General features: G+C 40.0%; 15 protein-coding genes. 10 read left to right on the forward strand and 5 right to left on the reverse strand.

The features are described 5' to 3' along the window. Positions 1-131: 131 nt before the first annotated feature. The gene (locus tag ACTJJD_RS06595; protein ID WP_440608204.1) at positions 132-1,118 is read right to left on the reverse strand and encodes a YhdH/YhfP family quinone oxidoreductase; all 987 of its coding nucleotides are present in this window, start codon (positions 1,116-1,118) and stop codon (positions 132-134) included. 112 nt (positions 1,119-1,230) lie between these two features. Here ACTJJD_RS06595 and ACTJJD_RS06600 point away from each other — a divergent pair, with 112 nt between their 5' ends. The 3 genes from ACTJJD_RS06600 to ACTJJD_RS06610 all read left to right on the forward strand — a co-directional run bounded on the left by ACTJJD_RS06600 (position 1,231) and on the right by ACTJJD_RS06610 (position 4,209). After that, on the forward strand, positions 1,231-1,650 hold the full coding sequence (locus tag ACTJJD_RS06600) for a MarR family winged helix-turn-helix transcriptional regulator (protein ID WP_182489171.1): 420 nt from the start codon (positions 1,231-1,233) through the stop codon (positions 1,648-1,650). A 139-nt stretch (positions 1,651-1,789) separates the two neighbouring features. Continuing rightward, on the forward strand, positions 1,790-3,715 hold the full coding sequence (locus tag ACTJJD_RS06605; protein WP_440608205.1) for a T7SS effector LXG polymorphic toxin: 1,926 nt from the start codon (positions 1,790-1,792) through the stop codon (positions 3,713-3,715). A 5-nt stretch (positions 3,716-3,720) separates the two neighbouring features. Next, entirely contained in the window at positions 3,721-4,209 is a 489-nt protein-coding gene (locus ACTJJD_RS06610; protein ID WP_113767113.1) for an immunity protein YezG family protein, read from the forward strand. 55 nt (positions 4,210-4,264) lie between these two features. Here the strand turns inward: ACTJJD_RS06610 and ACTJJD_RS06615 are convergent, their stop codons facing one another. Continuing rightward, positions 4,265-4,726: a macro domain-containing protein gene (locus tag ACTJJD_RS06615; protein WP_243825307.1), complete on the reverse strand. Its 462-nt coding sequence runs from the start codon at positions 4,724-4,726 to the stop codon at positions 4,265-4,267. A gap of 186 nt (positions 4,727-4,912) precedes the next feature. Here ACTJJD_RS06615 and ACTJJD_RS06620 point away from each other — a divergent pair, with 186 nt between their 5' ends. Together ACTJJD_RS06620 and ACTJJD_RS06625 are read left to right on the forward strand one after the other, a co-directional pair. Then, positions 4,913-5,437, forward strand: coding sequence for a GNAT family N-acetyltransferase (locus ACTJJD_RS06620; protein ID WP_440608206.1), 525 nt, complete (start codon positions 4,913-4,915; stop codon positions 5,435-5,437). 158 nt (positions 5,438-5,595) lie between these two features. Then, positions 5,596-6,177, forward strand: coding sequence for an undecaprenyl-diphosphatase (locus ACTJJD_RS06625; protein ID WP_440608207.1), 582 nt, complete (start codon positions 5,596-5,598; stop codon positions 6,175-6,177). Between the two features lie 57 nt (positions 6,178-6,234). Here ACTJJD_RS06625 and ACTJJD_RS06630 read toward each other — a convergent pair whose 3' ends face one another. After that, positions 6,235-6,606: an iron chaperone gene (locus tag ACTJJD_RS06630; protein WP_035700892.1), complete on the reverse strand. Its 372-nt coding sequence runs from the start codon at positions 6,604-6,606 to the stop codon at positions 6,235-6,237. A gap of 384 nt (positions 6,607-6,990) precedes the next feature. On the opposite strand from ACTJJD_RS06630, the gene ACTJJD_RS06635 reads away from it, so the two are divergent. The 5 genes from ACTJJD_RS06635 (at position 6,991) to ACTJJD_RS06655 (ending at position 11,430) form a co-directional block, all read left to right on the forward strand. Beyond that, positions 6,991-7,644: a CotZ-related putative spore coat protein gene (locus ACTJJD_RS06635; RefSeq protein ID WP_272511603.1), complete on the forward strand. Its 654-nt coding sequence runs from the start codon at positions 6,991-6,993 to the stop codon at positions 7,642-7,644. Between the two features lie 74 nt (positions 7,645-7,718). Continuing rightward, positions 7,719-8,063, forward strand: coding sequence for a DUF3992 domain-containing protein (locus ACTJJD_RS06640; protein WP_008343952.1), 345 nt, complete (start codon positions 7,719-7,721; stop codon positions 8,061-8,063). Between the two features lie 44 nt (positions 8,064-8,107). Next, positions 8,108-9,388 (forward strand): BclA C-terminal domain-containing protein, encoded by a 1,281-nt coding sequence (locus ACTJJD_RS06645; RefSeq protein ID WP_440608208.1) that lies wholly within the window; start codon positions 8,108-8,110, stop codon positions 9,386-9,388. A 245-nt stretch (positions 9,389-9,633) separates the two neighbouring features. Continuing rightward, complete coding sequence (locus ACTJJD_RS06650; RefSeq protein WP_008343950.1) at positions 9,634-10,746, forward strand: tetratricopeptide repeat protein; 1,113 nt, start codon at positions 9,634-9,636, stop codon at positions 10,744-10,746. Between the two features lie 462 nt (positions 10,747-11,208). After that, a complete protein-coding gene (locus ACTJJD_RS06655) occupies positions 11,209-11,430 on the forward strand; it encodes a hypothetical protein (protein WP_008343948.1) in 222 nt (73 codons plus the stop codon). 39 nt (positions 11,431-11,469) lie between these two features. On the opposite strand, the gene ACTJJD_RS06660 is transcribed toward ACTJJD_RS06655, so the two are convergent. Beyond that, entirely contained in the window at positions 11,470-12,165 is a 696-nt protein-coding gene (locus ACTJJD_RS06660; protein WP_440608209.1) for a YoaK family protein, read from the reverse strand. 34 nt (positions 12,166-12,199) lie between these two features. Then, on the reverse strand, positions 12,200-14,065 hold the full coding sequence (locus ACTJJD_RS06665) for a DNA ligase D (protein WP_440608210.1): 1,866 nt from the start codon (positions 14,063-14,065) through the stop codon (positions 12,200-12,202). Between the last annotated feature and the right edge of the window lie 113 nt (positions 14,066-14,178).

Raw genomic sequence — 14,178 nt, forward strand, 5'->3', positions numbered from 1 at the left:
TAGAGTTTTTCTTTTATTATTTAGTGGAGTATAGTTTCACCTTTTTTAGCTTTGTGTTTACTTGGTATTAATGCTCTAAGAGCATGGGGTATATGGATTGGTAGTCTTGTATAATATAGTTCAAGTAGAGTTTAATATTTAATAATTGTTCTTCCTAAATGTTGGCCGTTTTTAATGGCTTCAATTTTTTCAGGTAACGAATCGAGAGTAATCTCATTGACTAGAGTCGTTTGGGCGATATTCCATTCGTTTGCTATCTCGTTCCAAATGACTTTGCGTTTATTGATTGGTACATTTACAGAATCGATTCCTAGAAGGTTGATCCCTCTTAAAATAAAAGGTAACACAGTTGTTGTTAATTTAATTCCACCTGCATTCCCGCACATGCTCATGCTTCCACCATAAGAAATTTGAGGGATTATGACAGAAGCCACATCTCCTCCTACGGTATCTAAGACGAAGTCATATTTTTGCTTGTTTAATGGTTTTTTGAGCTCTCCTAACTCGTTTGCAAAAATGACATCAGTTGCTCCTAAAGATTTTGCAATGTCAACTTGATAATCTTTACGCACTAAAGCATGAATATTTTTGTACCCAATTTTAGATAATAATTGTATCGCGATGCTGCCAACTCCACCAGTTGAGCCTGTAACGAGTATATGAGGTTGATTTTTTGTATTCATCCCACTTTCCTGTAAAGCCATGATCGAAAGAGCGGCTGTAAAGCCTGCTGTTCCAAAAATCATTGCTTCTTTTAAAGTCAAGTTATTTGGCAAAGGAACAATCCAATCCGCAGGTACTCTAGCATATTCTGAAAAACCTCCAGTGTGGCTCATACCCATAGCGAAACCTGTGACAATCACTTGTTGACCCTCTACAAAACGATGATCTGTTGTATGAACGATCGTTCCACTTAAATCAATTCCGGGAATCATCGGATAGTTACGAATAACACCTCCATTCTTTTGAACAGCCAGCATATCTTTATAATTGATTGAAGAATATGCTACTTTAATTAATACTTCTCCTTCAGATAGATCATTCACACTTACATTTTGAAGATCATAACTCACTTGATCATTTTGTTCTGTCACTAGTATCGCTTTAAATGAATCCATTATTTATTTTCCTTTCTAAAAATATATTATCACAAAACATTTCTGGTGCAAAAGTGTTTCAATTAAAAAACTACCATGATATTATAGGTAAAGTCAATGTGGGGGAGATAAAATGGAATTATCAGAGTGCATAAATTTCTTACTAAGTGTTAGTCAAAATAAAGTGTTTAAGTACTTTAGTAAGCTTTTAGAGGAATGTGATTTGACACCCGCTCAATATGGTGTGTTGAATTGTTTGTGGAGAGAGGGCCAGCTATCTCCCAAACAAATTGGAGAACTCGTGTATTTAGAAGCCTCAACAGTTTCTGGAATTTTAGATAAAATGCAAAAAGCTAACTTAATTGAACGCACAATAGATCCGAAAAACCGAAGAAATATTTTAGTAGAGGCGACTCAAAAATCTTTAGCCATTAAAGAAAAAGTTGAAGCAGCAACAATTGAGCTGAACAATACAGCGCTCCAAAACTTGTCAAATGATGATAAGGTTTTGCTAAAAAAAGCATTGTATACAATTATCAATAACTTTAAATGATGTATTTTTATAAACAAGTTACTTATGTATCAAGAGGTAGCTCTGATAGATTGGTTAAAAAACGATAAAGTGGATTAAAGTGTCAGGCTCCTTATGGTATTCTAGTAAAAGAATATGCCGTAAAAGGAGTCTTTTTTATATGAAAATATTAGATGCTCCATCTTTACTATCAGCTGTAGAACAGAGATCAAAGGCCTATCATGAGCTTCAAGAAGAAATGAAACTTGTGAAAAAAGCATTAAAAAGTGTGTCGGGCTTAGGTGATGAATTTACTGGAAAAGGTGCAGACAATATCAAATCTTTTTATGAGGATCTTGCGCTGTACACAGACACTTATCTTGATTTTATCGATATGCAGAAAGCTTTTTTAGATGGGGTGAAAGGAAAGCTTGATGATGAATCATTAGGCGGGAGTACTTTTATTGATGAGCACTTTTTAGACAATCAATTGAAACAAGGGATTCAGAACAATAAAGATATGGTCAAAGAACAAAAAGAGGCACTTTCCACTATTTTTGACGATATTAGTGATTTAATTGAATTACATACTTTTTCAAGTAAAGAGGTCAATGAACATTTAGACGATGCGAACAAAAAAAGAAAAGAGACCATTGAAGTTTTACATCAAATAGACAATGATTTGAAAACGGAATACGCAAAGTCAGAAGCGGTTGAGAATCACCTCAACACTTTTTATGCAAAGATGATGGCTGCTACTGGAAAAGGAAAAAATGCGCAGCCAATGTATTATGATGCAAAAGCATTCCATGAGACAGACGTGTACAAGAACCATGATCAGATTGATGCTCAAGTGAAAGCCTATTTAAAGGTGAAAAAAGAAGAAAAAGAAAAACGAAGAATCAAAGAATTGAAAGAAAAGCTCAATGATCCTTCGTGTCTATCAGAAGCGAAGTACTTTGAGATTGTAGATGAGATCGGTTATGAGAATCTCACATATGATCAAAAAATTTATTACAGCCAGCTTCTCCAAATCAAAGCACAGGAAGAAGCATCGGAGGTGTTCATTGATAGTGTAAAAGGTGCTGCAGTGGGTCTATATGATGTGGCAAAAGATACAGTAGTTGGTATCTACGATCTTGTGACAGATCCTGGAGGTGCCGTTGAATCGGTCGTAACGGCTGTTTCTCATCCAATTGAAACATCGAAAGCGATTGGAAAATCGATTTCAGACTCATTCCAAAAAGAGGTCATCGATGGTGATGCATATTCTCGATCACACTGGTTCGCCTATGCGACTGGTTCTCTTGCAGAAATTGTCTTTGGTTCTAAAGGGGCAGGAGCCATCACAAAAACAGGGGCAACAGCTGCCAAAACGACGGTGAAGAAAGGCCTTGAACAAGGGGCAAAATCAATAGATAGAGTCTCTATTCCGAATCTATTGCCATACTCACCAAAGTTTCAAATGGCTGGTGGACCTAAGCTCCCGTACAATGTATTTGATGGAGAAAATCTCAAAAATAAACTCCTCTCCATGGCAAAGCGACTAGACAACAATTCAGGATACGGGATCTCTAAGACAGGCAGACGCTTACCGGCACCAAAATCACCACCGACTGTTGTCAGTTACGGAGATCATTATGTGAGATGGAAACGTAAAAAAGTGCTAAAACCTAATGTTGTCTATTCAACCAAACAAGGTTACACCTACACAACCGATCACTACGGACGTATTGTCAAAGTCGAAGCAAGTGATTTAAAATACGGAGAGGTCAAAAGAAATCAATATGCTCAATCCAATTCAGGTAAGCCGGATCGATTGCTGGATGATGATGGTGGTCATTTAATTGCGACTATTTTCAAAGGTTCTGGTGATATTGATAATCTGGTGCCGATGAATTCGCAGATTAATCGTAGTGGCGGGAAATGGTATGAGATGGAACAGAAATGGAGAAAAGCATTAGCATCTGATCCCCCAAAGCGTGTAGAAATTATAATTGAGCCGAAATATTTAAATGATTCAATTAGACCCTCTGAGTTTGGTGTGTTTTATAGCATAGAAGGAAAGGAAAAGTATCTAATTATTGAAAATAAAATCGGAGGGTGAATAATATGGAAAACATAACAATAGATTCTATCTATCAAAAAATAGCTGAACTTATTCATGATAACATTCCAGTTGAATGGGAAAAAATACGAATGTATACGGAAGTGGTCAAACACGAAGCAGAAATAACTTTTTACTTTAGAAAAAAGGGTGATAAGGAGTTTATTTACGGGCACAATATACCTAAATTATTTAATATCAGTAGATCAATATATATGGATTTTTTAGTTGAATTAACACGATTATTTAGACAGTTAAAAACATTTTATGAAAAAAATAATTATGGTTCATGGACTAATCTCACGCTTGAGATGGAGCATTCAGGTAAATTCTCGATTGAATATGGGTATGAAGATATTTTCTCATTAGGTATTGATGGTGATCAAAGAATAGCCGTTTGGGAATACGAAACGTTCGGATTTCTACCTGAAGATGAGGAAGATAAAGAAGCTGTGCTAAATTATTTGAAAAATAAAGAAGAAAATAGCAAATGACCCTCCAAATAAATGAAGGAGGGTTTTTGTAATTCATTAGAATTTCTCATTTTACCTATTTAAACCGATAAACCGTCACTTCACACTCACCAAGGACCTCTTCCATCATCTCTCGAACAACCGTCCAATCGCCACCTGCCAAGCCGCAGCCGATCCCATAAGGAATGGCGATAGAATGAAGGGGGTTCTCTTCATTTGGATTTGTCACTGTCTGTTTTAGATGTTCAAAGCAGCTGCGTAACGCGTCGTCATCCGTTTGTTTTGTTTTTCTTCCGTATCCAACTTGGGCGAATAAGTTGGCAATGGTTTTTCCGTCGCTCGTTGTGATGAGCTGAACGGAGCTTAATAAATCATCTCCTTGTTCTGCACATAACCGTTTATAGTCTTTATACACATTTGGATATTTGCTTTTGATCTGCTTTGCTAACCCTGCTCCCATGACACCCTTACAATTCACTTGGTGACAGATGATATCTTCTTTTGCCTCTAAGATATTGCCTTCTACCGTTTTGATCATTTCAAGTCATCCCTTTTCAATAAAATGCAAACTTATGTTCGATTATAGCAGTTTTGATGACATTATTTCATTACAAAATGCGCTTGGAGTTTAAAAAATGGATACGTCCATGCGATCAGAGTGTCAAAAACAGTGGATGTCATCTAAAATAGTGAAAGATAAAGAAGAAACAGTAAGGAGACCCTTATGGATAAAATAGAAACAAATCGTTTAATTCTTAGACCATTTCGTGATGAAGATGCACCCGGAATGCTTGCATACTTGTCTCAACCAAGAGTAAATTGTTTTCTGGATGATCAAATCTCTACATTAGAAGAAGCGGTCGCTAAGGTGCAAAAAAGAAAAGCAGATCACTCTTATATGGCGGTTTGTTTAAAAGAAAGTCAGTTGATTATCGGTGAACTGTTTCATTTAAAAGATGAGCCGGATACGTATTCGATTGGCTGGAATTTTCATGCGTCATATGAAGGAAAGGGATATGCCCGTGAAAGTGCTGAAGCGCTCTTGTTATATCTATTTGTCAATCAAGGAGCAAGGCGTTTATATGCATATGTAGAGGATGACAATGATCGATCTCAAACATTATGTGAGCGTTTAGGCATGAGGAAGGAAGGCCTCTTTCTAGAGTTTGTTTCATTTACTACAAATGAGGATGGCACCCCTAAATATGAAAATACCTATCAATATGCTTTGCTGAAAAAAGAATGGTAGCAGTATCATTCTAAATAGTGCTTTGTTTCTTGGTATCCGAATGACAACGAAGTGACAAAAATGTGAGATGATCCCTTTATTTTGTTCGCTCGATCGATGTCACGGTCTTCTTTTTTCATTTATCCTTTTCCTAAACGAAGCAAAAGGAATGAAATGAGATGCAGGAGTTTAATGAACGGGTATTTCGGTCGATTAATCAACTTAGTATGAATCACGATGTCTTAAATCCAGTTCTTATTGGATTGGCTGAATATTCAGTGATGTTCATTGCGATCATGTTTTTGATCATGTGGTTTCAAAATCGGAGCAGAAGAAACAGATGGATGATGATATCTGCTGGGTTGACCTTTATCTTGGCAGAGATGCTAGGGAAAATCGCTGGGCTCTTTTATTCCAATCAGCAGCCCTTTGCAGAATTGAATCATGTTAATCTTTTAATCGAAAAGGAAGTGAACAACTCTTTTCCGAGTGATCACACCATTTTTATTTTTTCCATTTGTATAGTCTTTTGGCTTTTCCACAAGCGTCGTATTTACTGGCTTTTCATTGCCTGCGCTGTAGGATTTTCAAGGATTTGGGTAGGTGTTCATTATCCATTTGATGTGTTGGCAGGTGCTGTGATCGCTTGTTTAACGGCAGTAACGGTTGTTTATTTGCCGCTATTCCAAAAGGGCGTTAATGTACTTCTGTCGTGCTATGAATGGGTGGAGCAGAAATGGACAGGAGAGAGAACCAAATAAAATGTAAGTCCACGAAAAAACACCCCAATCTGTTATGAAAACAGATCGGGGTGTTTATTATTTTCGCCAAAATGTGGAACAATCTGCTTTGTCTTCAATGTTAAATTCGATGATTTTTTTTAGGAGAGGGTAGTCAATCGGTAAGCTTTCCTTCATCCGAAACATCTTTTTTCCATGGTCATAACCAGCTTGTACAATATCTGTTGAAAAGTGATCAATCCCTTTTCCTTCTGGCGCAACAGAAATGTGGTGTTTTGCGACGCTAAATCCGATAATAAATGTGCCATGATCTGTGAACATGGGCTGATTCCAAGCAATTCTTGGCTCTAATTGAGGGAATGTGTCTGAAATCCATTGTAAGATGTCTTGTGTGCGCTGTTTCAGCTCTGGATGACCGATATTGCTTACATATTCTTCAAAAACCTGCATTGTTTTCATCCTCCATATTCATCAAGCCTCAGACGGGATTCGAACCCGCACTCCTTTCGTAAGCATAGGCTAGGGGGCAACACGCTTCCCTACGGAATTTCACCGACAGGAGTTTCACCTGTCTCAGCTCATTTGCTTTTCGGTGCTTCTGAAACCCTTGCCTTGCGACCCGCTAGCTACAATTGTTTTACGGCGCTCTTCCCTTCTAGAGCTACTGAGGCACGGAAGTTCTTGTTCATATTATATAGAGAAACTTGAAAAATGAAAAGCTATGCTCATCATCTAATCCAATCGCACAAAATAGTCAAAGGCACATATGATAAAAGACCATATAGTTATGTATACAGCATGGAATTGGGCTGATTGAAAGTGACAAACCTGTTGATGAGTAAACTAAAAGAGATAAACAATCAAACAAAATTAGAAGGCTTTACTCACAAACGTTCGATGAGTTCTCCCTTTTTGCTCACCATGGAAGATGGGGAACCTTTTTACTCATGGGTGTTTTTTGAAAGAAGTGTGTTTAAGACTTGCTATTTTTCTTTGAGCTCTATCAATGAAAAGCAGAATTGTGTGCTGTTGGAACTTCTTGTACCGTGCTGCAATAGATCAACATGCTGTCAAAAAGTTTTGTATCGATCCAGTTCGAAAATTCTTGTAGATCTTTCTTTTTTATGTGGAATGATTGAAGTAGAGCTTCCTGTATATGATGCGCTTATTTTAAAGAATATAGAATCTCACCACATCTTTCTTTGTTTTTCCACATCGCCCAGTTCGGTGGAAGTATGGCGGAATGGAACAAAATTTCTCAATACGGCAACTGTTGTGTTGCATCATCAAGATCATCAGGATGTACCAGTCGCAATTAGGATTCAAACTGGTACATTTTGTTATGATCTTCTTGTCCAAAAAGGAGAAAGTCGTGCGATTACTGTGAAAGATGTGAAATTTATCTTGAAATCTCCATCAACTGAAAGTGTGCAAGCACGATTAGACATGCAAATCAACATGGTGCAAAGAAGAAAAATAAAGCTTTGAAGCTGTGATAATCGCACAATCTTCAAAGGTAAATGGATCATAGTCTATCAAGACTAGGTTGAAGGAGGGTTAAAATGGCTATTTTAGGCGGATGTAGTAATGAACAAGCGGGCTTTGTAAATGATGCAGTATGCTTCACACTTGATTTAGCAGCAGCAGCTGATGCAGTTGTCGTCTGGACAGATGGAACACCTTATGTCATAAACGGAACCATCATGGTGGAAAACAATGGGATTGTGGCTGTAGCACCTACCGTGGCTTTAGAGGTAAACGGTACAGCTGTTCCTGATTTCACGGTACCGCCAGGAGAGAGTCGATCCATTACGCTCAGTGATCTGAACTCGATTGGGATTTTAGCTACTGGTGGAACCTCGACTGGAAGTATTGTCGTTTCGTTTTCTCTCAATTATCAGTATTAGTGTGTATGTCTTGAAGATTCCACAGTTTGAAAGTAGTGTGAGACATGTGCGCCCAACTTAATATGTGTGGAGGAATAACTGGTCCAACGGGATCCACGGGTTCAACAGGAATAACCGGCTCAACCGGAGCCACGGGTTCAACGGGAGTAACTGGCCCAACGGGATCCACGGGTTCAACGGGATTAACCGGTCCAACGGGAGCCACGGGTCCAACGGGATTAACCGGCTCAACGGGAGTCACGGGTTCAACAGGAGTAACTGGTCCAACCGGATCCACGGGTTCAACAGGAGTAACTGGCCCAACTGGAGCCACGGGCTCAACGGGATTAACCGGCCCGACTGGATCCACGGGTTCAACGGGAGTAACTGGTCCAACCGGATCCACGGGTTCAACGGGATTAACCGGCCCAACGGGAGCCGCGGGTCCAACGGGAGTAACTGGCCCAACCGGAGCCACGGGTTCAACGGGATTAACCGGCCCAACCGGATCCACGGGTTCAACGGGATTAATCGGTCCAACTGGAGCCACGGGTCTAACAGGAGTAACCGGCCCAACTGGAGCCACGGGTCCAACGGGATTAACCGGCCCAACGGGAGCCACAGGTCCAACGGGATTAACCGGCCCAACTGGAGCCACGGGTCCAACAGGAGTAACCGGCGCAACTGGGACCACGGGTCCAACGGGATTAACCGGCCCAACTGGAGCCACAGGTCCAACGGGATTAACCGGCTCAACGGGAGCCACAGGTCCAACGGGATTAACCGGCTCAACGGGAGCCACGGGTTCAACAGGAGTAACTGGTCCAACGGGATCCACGGGTTCAACGGGAGTAACTGGCCCAACCGGATCGACGGGTCCAACGGGAGCCACAGGTCCAACCGGAGTAACCGGTGACACAGGTCCAACCGGTACTAGTTTTACAACTAACTCGATGTACGCATCCAATACGTCGGGAAGTACGGTGCTGGTTGTTTTAGGCGGAACGGCAGTGACGCTGCCTAATAACCAAAGTTTAGATGGATTTACCGTAAGTGGTGGTAATACGGTGTTTACTGTACCTGTTTCAGGGCGGTATTTTATCACGTATCAAGTAAATACAAGCGCTGCACTTCTGGCAGGAACAAGGGTGATTAACAACGGAACACCCATAGCAGGGTCTATTTTAACACCTGCTTTATCTACATCTACCTACAATGTATCTCTCATTACAACACTTGCAGCAGGGAATCAAATTTCTCTTCAAATATTCGGTTTAGTCGCAACCGTAGTATTACTTGGCGGGGGATCTGTTGGAGCGGCATTAACCATTATCAGATTGGAATAAATCCAAAAAGCCCAATAAGGGCTTTTTTTTCAATTCAACCGTGTCCTTTAATAGAAAAAAGACGGAATTTTTAGTGTATGCATCATTGACTAGGAGAAAGAAACGCAATAACGAAGGAATCGGTTATTGAAGATTCAAGTGATTCATATTAAAATGATGTCAAATGGACTAATTAGCAATTGCTAATAGAAGTTCCATATTTAGTGAAATCATGTGGTGTAGCTGAAGGTGATTGGGGGTGTAGAATGAGCAAAGTTCCTGTGGCGGAATTGGCATCACTATTAAATGACTGGAACATGGAAATCAAAAAAGATCATGCAGATGAGGCAGAACGGCTATTTGCTAAAGCGAAACAGGCAGTAGAGGAAATTGATGATGCTGACATCCTCATGTATTATTCTCTTCTAGAGAAAAGGCATCATATTCTGATGTACAATTTAAGAGGGCAAAAAGGCAATGTTTCAACGAAAAGTATAGAAGGCCATTATGGGAAAAAAGATGATGATTTGTCTAATCGCCTTGCTTATTATTTTGATTTTTATGAGGGTGTGTATGAACAGCATCAGGGGAATTATGAGGTTGCATTACAGATGTATCAAAGTGCGGAAAAGCTCTTAGATAAAATTCCAAGTGAAATTGAACGCGCTGATTTCGATTTTAAGGTCGCGTGGCTTTACTATCGCCTGAGTCATATTATGCTTTCATTAAGTTATATTCGCAGGGCTCTACACGTCTATAAACGTCACAAGCAATATGAAAGAAGAACTGCACTTTCATATTCTCTTATTGCAGCCAACCTTACAGAGATTGGCAGGTACGAAGAAGCGCTTGAGAATTATCGTTTGGCGGAAGAGGTGTTGACGAGCGAACAGGATGATTTTATGCTGGCTCAGCACCATCATAATGTGGCCATTTTATATTCATTTTGGAATAAACCGAAAGAATCCATCAGCCATCTTGAAAAAGCATTGTCTCATCAAGAGTATTATGATTCAGATTTCTTTTTCCATTCTACGTATCTGATCAGCCGGGAACTCTGTGTGATTGGTGAAAAGCAGCGCGCAAGCCAGTATATAGAGGCTGCATATGCACGAATAAAAGATGCTTCTCATGAAGTGTTTCAGCTCAAAATAGGCATCGTACATGATCTTTACTTAACGAATGTGCCACAAAGATTTCAGCAAATTAATGAGAAATTAAGAAAGTTAGAAGAAAAGAATGAATATCATGAAGTGAAAGAGCTTTCTCACTTTGCTGCAAAGTATTGTGAAAAGCAAGCACTTTATGAGCAGTCTGTTTTTTACTTGAATAAAAGTTTAGAAGCGGATTTACATATGAAAAGAATGGGGTTGATATAAGATGAAAACAGGATTAAAAGTATTATTCGTTGTGGGTTTAGCGGTCGCTGCGGCTGTTTTAACTGAAAATGTAGCGGGTTCTTTCGAAGTAGCAGAAAAAATCATTGGTGGTTAATCACCCAATCATATCTCGCCCTTGTTGATGATCATCAGCAAGGGTTTTTTATATGGGTGAAAATAGGCTCTTCTTATTAAACGCTGCAAGAACGTTTAATAAGAAGAATTCGCAACAAAGGGGGTGTGCAAATTTGTTACCTGCTCCATTATTCTAAATAAACATAGGGCAGAGCAACAAGTTAAAAAGGTCACCTTTCTTTGCTTAATTTAATTTTTTGCAGGACTTTTCATTCAAATTTTATGAAATTGGTCTATTGTACATAGAAATTGTTACAAAAGAGGGAACACCGCTCCATTTGTCACGCATATGATGAGATGAAGTGTAAGTTGAAGGCAGGTGATTGTATGGATCCACGGGTGTATGGAGGCTTTCATGGCGGCGGTTTTAGCGGTGGAGCAGTGGGACCTCATATTGGCTTTGGCGGGTATTATGTGAGCCCTGGCGTGTTCTCGGGCTTAGGAGGTTACCCTGGATATGGAGGGTTCGGGACGTTTTCTGGATATTCTCCATATGGCTCCACATTCATTATGGGGCGTCCTCCTGGTTTTTATGTAAGAAGTTATTAATGTTTCATCACAGTGGTTGAAATAGCCATCTAAGATTGGCTATTTCAATTGGTGAAAGTGCTTAAATGTAGCTGTGATTACAATAACCCCTAGGATGCAAATAGGCAGCCAAATGATGATAAACGGATCGTACGCATCTGTGTGTGCTGCTAAAGCAGCACCTAGGCAGTAAAAGACAATAGAACCGATTCGCAGCAAGCTCACATGTTGAATAGGGGCTTTTCTTTTTTCCCGATTTGATAAGCGCTGCGCCAAATCTTCAAATAAGTTAGCAAGTGTACTCGTTAAAACTGTTGTAGAAATGCCAGCGACATTTAATTTGCGTGCGGCCGCCGTTTGCATGCCCATCGCCATACTTAAAAGGATAATCAGCATAAAATAAGCACCTTGCGTATAAGGAAAAATGGTCATAAGAGCAAATAGAAGCAAGATGATGACTTCTATAATAAAGATGCGTGTAACGGCTTTTGGCCAAAATGTTTTTTCTTGTTTTCCACCTATGACAACAGCTAGTAAAACACCTAGAACAAATCCGCTAAGTGCCGTGATGGAATGAAGAGCGGTTAACTGCAATGAACTGCCTGCTGCAATGCCAAGCAGTACAATATTTCCCGTCATATTTGCTGTAAACACATGCCCCAGGCTTAAATAGCCAATAACATCCACTATTCCTGCGGTAAGACATAAGAACATCAGGGCAATGTTTCGTATTGAGTGTGCGGTCAAAATAGTCATCCCTTTCTTCCTCTCTAATGAATAAGTGTAACGCTTAATGACCGCGTATGTCCATTTTATGAGCTGGTAACATGTCCTGCAGCTGATATAAAACTTGTCGAAAAGAATCATCATTCACATGGTGCCTCATTTTCCGGAATGGATCGCCTTTTTCCTTTAGACGTTTCATAACAGCCGGCATCGTAAATAAAGAAGGATGACAGTCTTCGCTATTTAATTCTTCCCATTCAATCGGTGTTGCAACAAGTCCGAGCTCGTTTCCTCTCGGGGAATACGGGGCGATGATTGTTTTTCCAGCATCATGTTGAAGGTAGTCTAAATATAAACGGTTGCCGCGGTTTTTCTTTAGACGCTCTAGCGTAAACAGCTCGGGTGCTTGTTCACATAAAAATTGGCAGATGAACGCAGTGAATTGTCTAGTTTGTTCATATGTGAAGGCATTTTTCTTCAATGGGATATAAACTTGTAGCCCTTTCCCACCACTTGTTTTAATAAATGTGGTGAGAAAGAGTCCATCTAAAATGGCCTTGATTCGTTTGGCTGCTTCTATTGCTAGGTGAAACTCTTTAACAGAAGGCGGATCTAAATCAAATACAATTTCTACAGGCCGATCTGTATCTCTCGTTTCAAAAGGAATATGAAATTCCATCGCCAGCTGGTTACCAAGCCAAAGCAACGTATTAGGATCATTACAGATTGTGTAAGAAATATCGTGCGCTTGATCTGTCTCAACAAAATCAGGCGCATAATCGGGCGTTGCCTTTTGATAAAAAGATTCTCCACCAGTGCCATGAGGAAAGCGTATTAACGTAAGACGTCTTTCACGTAAAAAGGGCAATAAATAGGGAGCGGCTTGCCTCAAATAAAGTAAGTAATCTGCCTTTGTGATATGAAGGGCAGGTACAACCGGTTTCTCTGGGTGGGTGACGTCAATCAAAGCTGGGAGCGGATAAAGCTGTTTGAGCATGTGTTGAAAGGTACACGTTGCTGGATCTGCATCGAATAAAAACGAAGAAAACCGGGGCTCTCGTAAGGCTGATCCATCAAAAGAGATACAGGCAATCTTTGCGACAATGGATGGTGGGATTTCATAATGTGATGCTCCAGTCATTTGACCTTTGGTTAGAAATAAGGTGCGCAGGGTTTGTTCTTCTTCTTTAGAAAAACCATGCTTAAATTGGACAACCTCTAAGAGATTCGTTTCTTGATAAAGACATCCTTGAAAATAGCCATTGTCTTTATCAAAACGAGTCACGATGACAGATACATACCGCCAATTTTTGATTTTGAGCCATTCTTTCGAGCGGGTATGCTCCTGCCATTTACTCATTTTCTTTTTAGCAACTAATCCTTCCGCTAAATAGGTCAGCATGATTTTTTTCATGTCATCAGGGCTGCTATCGGTTTGGATGATTTGAAGAAGAGAGGGGTGATTCAGCTGAACGGAGGGAGGAAGATTTGCAGCTTGGAACACCTCATGCAGCTCAGCTTTTCTTTCAATCAGCGGTAAATCAACGAGGGATTTCCCTTTAAATCTCAATAGATCAAATGCAATCAAATGACATGGAAACCGCTTAGCCTGGCGTTGAATGGTTTCTTTGTTTTTCAGCCGGCCTCTTTGCTGAACCTTTGTAAAGTCGCTTTCTTGTTCACTCAGTAAAAAGACCAATTCTCCATCTAGGGTCAGCGGTAAAAAAGGTGCAAGCTGCTTTGTTAGTTGCTGGCACTGCTCAATGACTTCAGGAAATTGTTTGTTTAATCGTTTTCCCGCTCTGCTCTCTAAATGGATGGTGTCTTTTTCCCAAATAAGAATGGCCCTGAAGCCGTCATATTTTAATTCATACAGCCAGTCTGCTCCAGCAGGAATATCATGTGCAGACGTTAAACGCATCGGATCCATTGTGTTTTTCACTTCCTTACATCATGTGTTCTTATGGTGGGATGAAATTTTCATAAACATACATAACTCTGATGAAAACATTACATAGTAAGGAGAAAAGAACGGAGGCGTTA

This window comes from Bacillus sp. 22446 (genome assembly GCF_052044955.1).
In the GTDB taxonomy this organism is placed as follows: Bacteria; Bacillota; Bacilli; order Bacillales; family Bacillaceae; genus Bacillus; species Bacillus altitudinis.

Coding starts and splice junctions, on each gene's coding strand:
- ACTJJD_RS06595 (WP_440608204.1), bottom strand. CDS start 1,118: ATGGATTCATTTAAAGCGATACTAGTGACAGAACAAAATGATCAAGTG.
- ACTJJD_RS06600 (WP_182489171.1), top strand. CDS start 1,231: ATGGAATTATCAGAGTGCATAAATTTCTTACTAAGTGTTAGTCAAAAT.
- ACTJJD_RS06605 (WP_440608205.1), top strand. CDS start 1,790: ATGAAAATATTAGATGCTCCATCTTTACTATCAGCTGTAGAACAGAGA.
- ACTJJD_RS06610 (WP_113767113.1), top strand. CDS start 3,721: ATGGAAAACATAACAATAGATTCTATCTATCAAAAAATAGCTGAACTT.
- ACTJJD_RS06615 (WP_243825307.1), bottom strand. CDS start 4,726: ATGATCAAAACGGTAGAAGGCAATATCTTAGAGGCAAAAGAAGATATC.
- ACTJJD_RS06620 (WP_440608206.1), top strand. CDS start 4,913: ATGGATAAAATAGAAACAAATCGTTTAATTCTTAGACCATTTCGTGAT.
- ACTJJD_RS06625 (WP_440608207.1), top strand. CDS start 5,596: ATGCAGGAGTTTAATGAACGGGTATTTCGGTCGATTAATCAACTTAGT.
- ACTJJD_RS06630 (WP_035700892.1), bottom strand. CDS start 6,606: ATGCAGGTTTTTGAAGAATATGTAAGCAATATCGGTCATCCAGAGCTG.
- ACTJJD_RS06635 (WP_272511603.1), top strand. CDS start 6,991: ATGAGTAAACTAAAAGAGATAAACAATCAAACAAAATTAGAAGGCTTT.
- ACTJJD_RS06640 (WP_008343952.1), top strand. CDS start 7,719: ATGGCTATTTTAGGCGGATGTAGTAATGAACAAGCGGGCTTTGTAAAT.
- ACTJJD_RS06645 (WP_440608208.1), top strand. CDS start 8,108: ATGTGCGCCCAACTTAATATGTGTGGAGGAATAACTGGTCCAACGGGA.
- ACTJJD_RS06650 (WP_008343950.1), top strand. CDS start 9,634: ATGAGCAAAGTTCCTGTGGCGGAATTGGCATCACTATTAAATGACTGG.
- ACTJJD_RS06655 (WP_008343948.1), top strand. CDS start 11,209: ATGGATCCACGGGTGTATGGAGGCTTTCATGGCGGCGGTTTTAGCGGT.
- ACTJJD_RS06660 (WP_440608209.1), bottom strand. CDS start 12,165: ATGACTATTTTGACCGCACACTCAATACGAAACATTGCCCTGATGTTC.
- ACTJJD_RS06665 (WP_440608210.1), bottom strand. CDS start 14,065: ATGGATCCGATGCGTTTAACGTCTGCACATGATATTCCTGCTGGAGCA.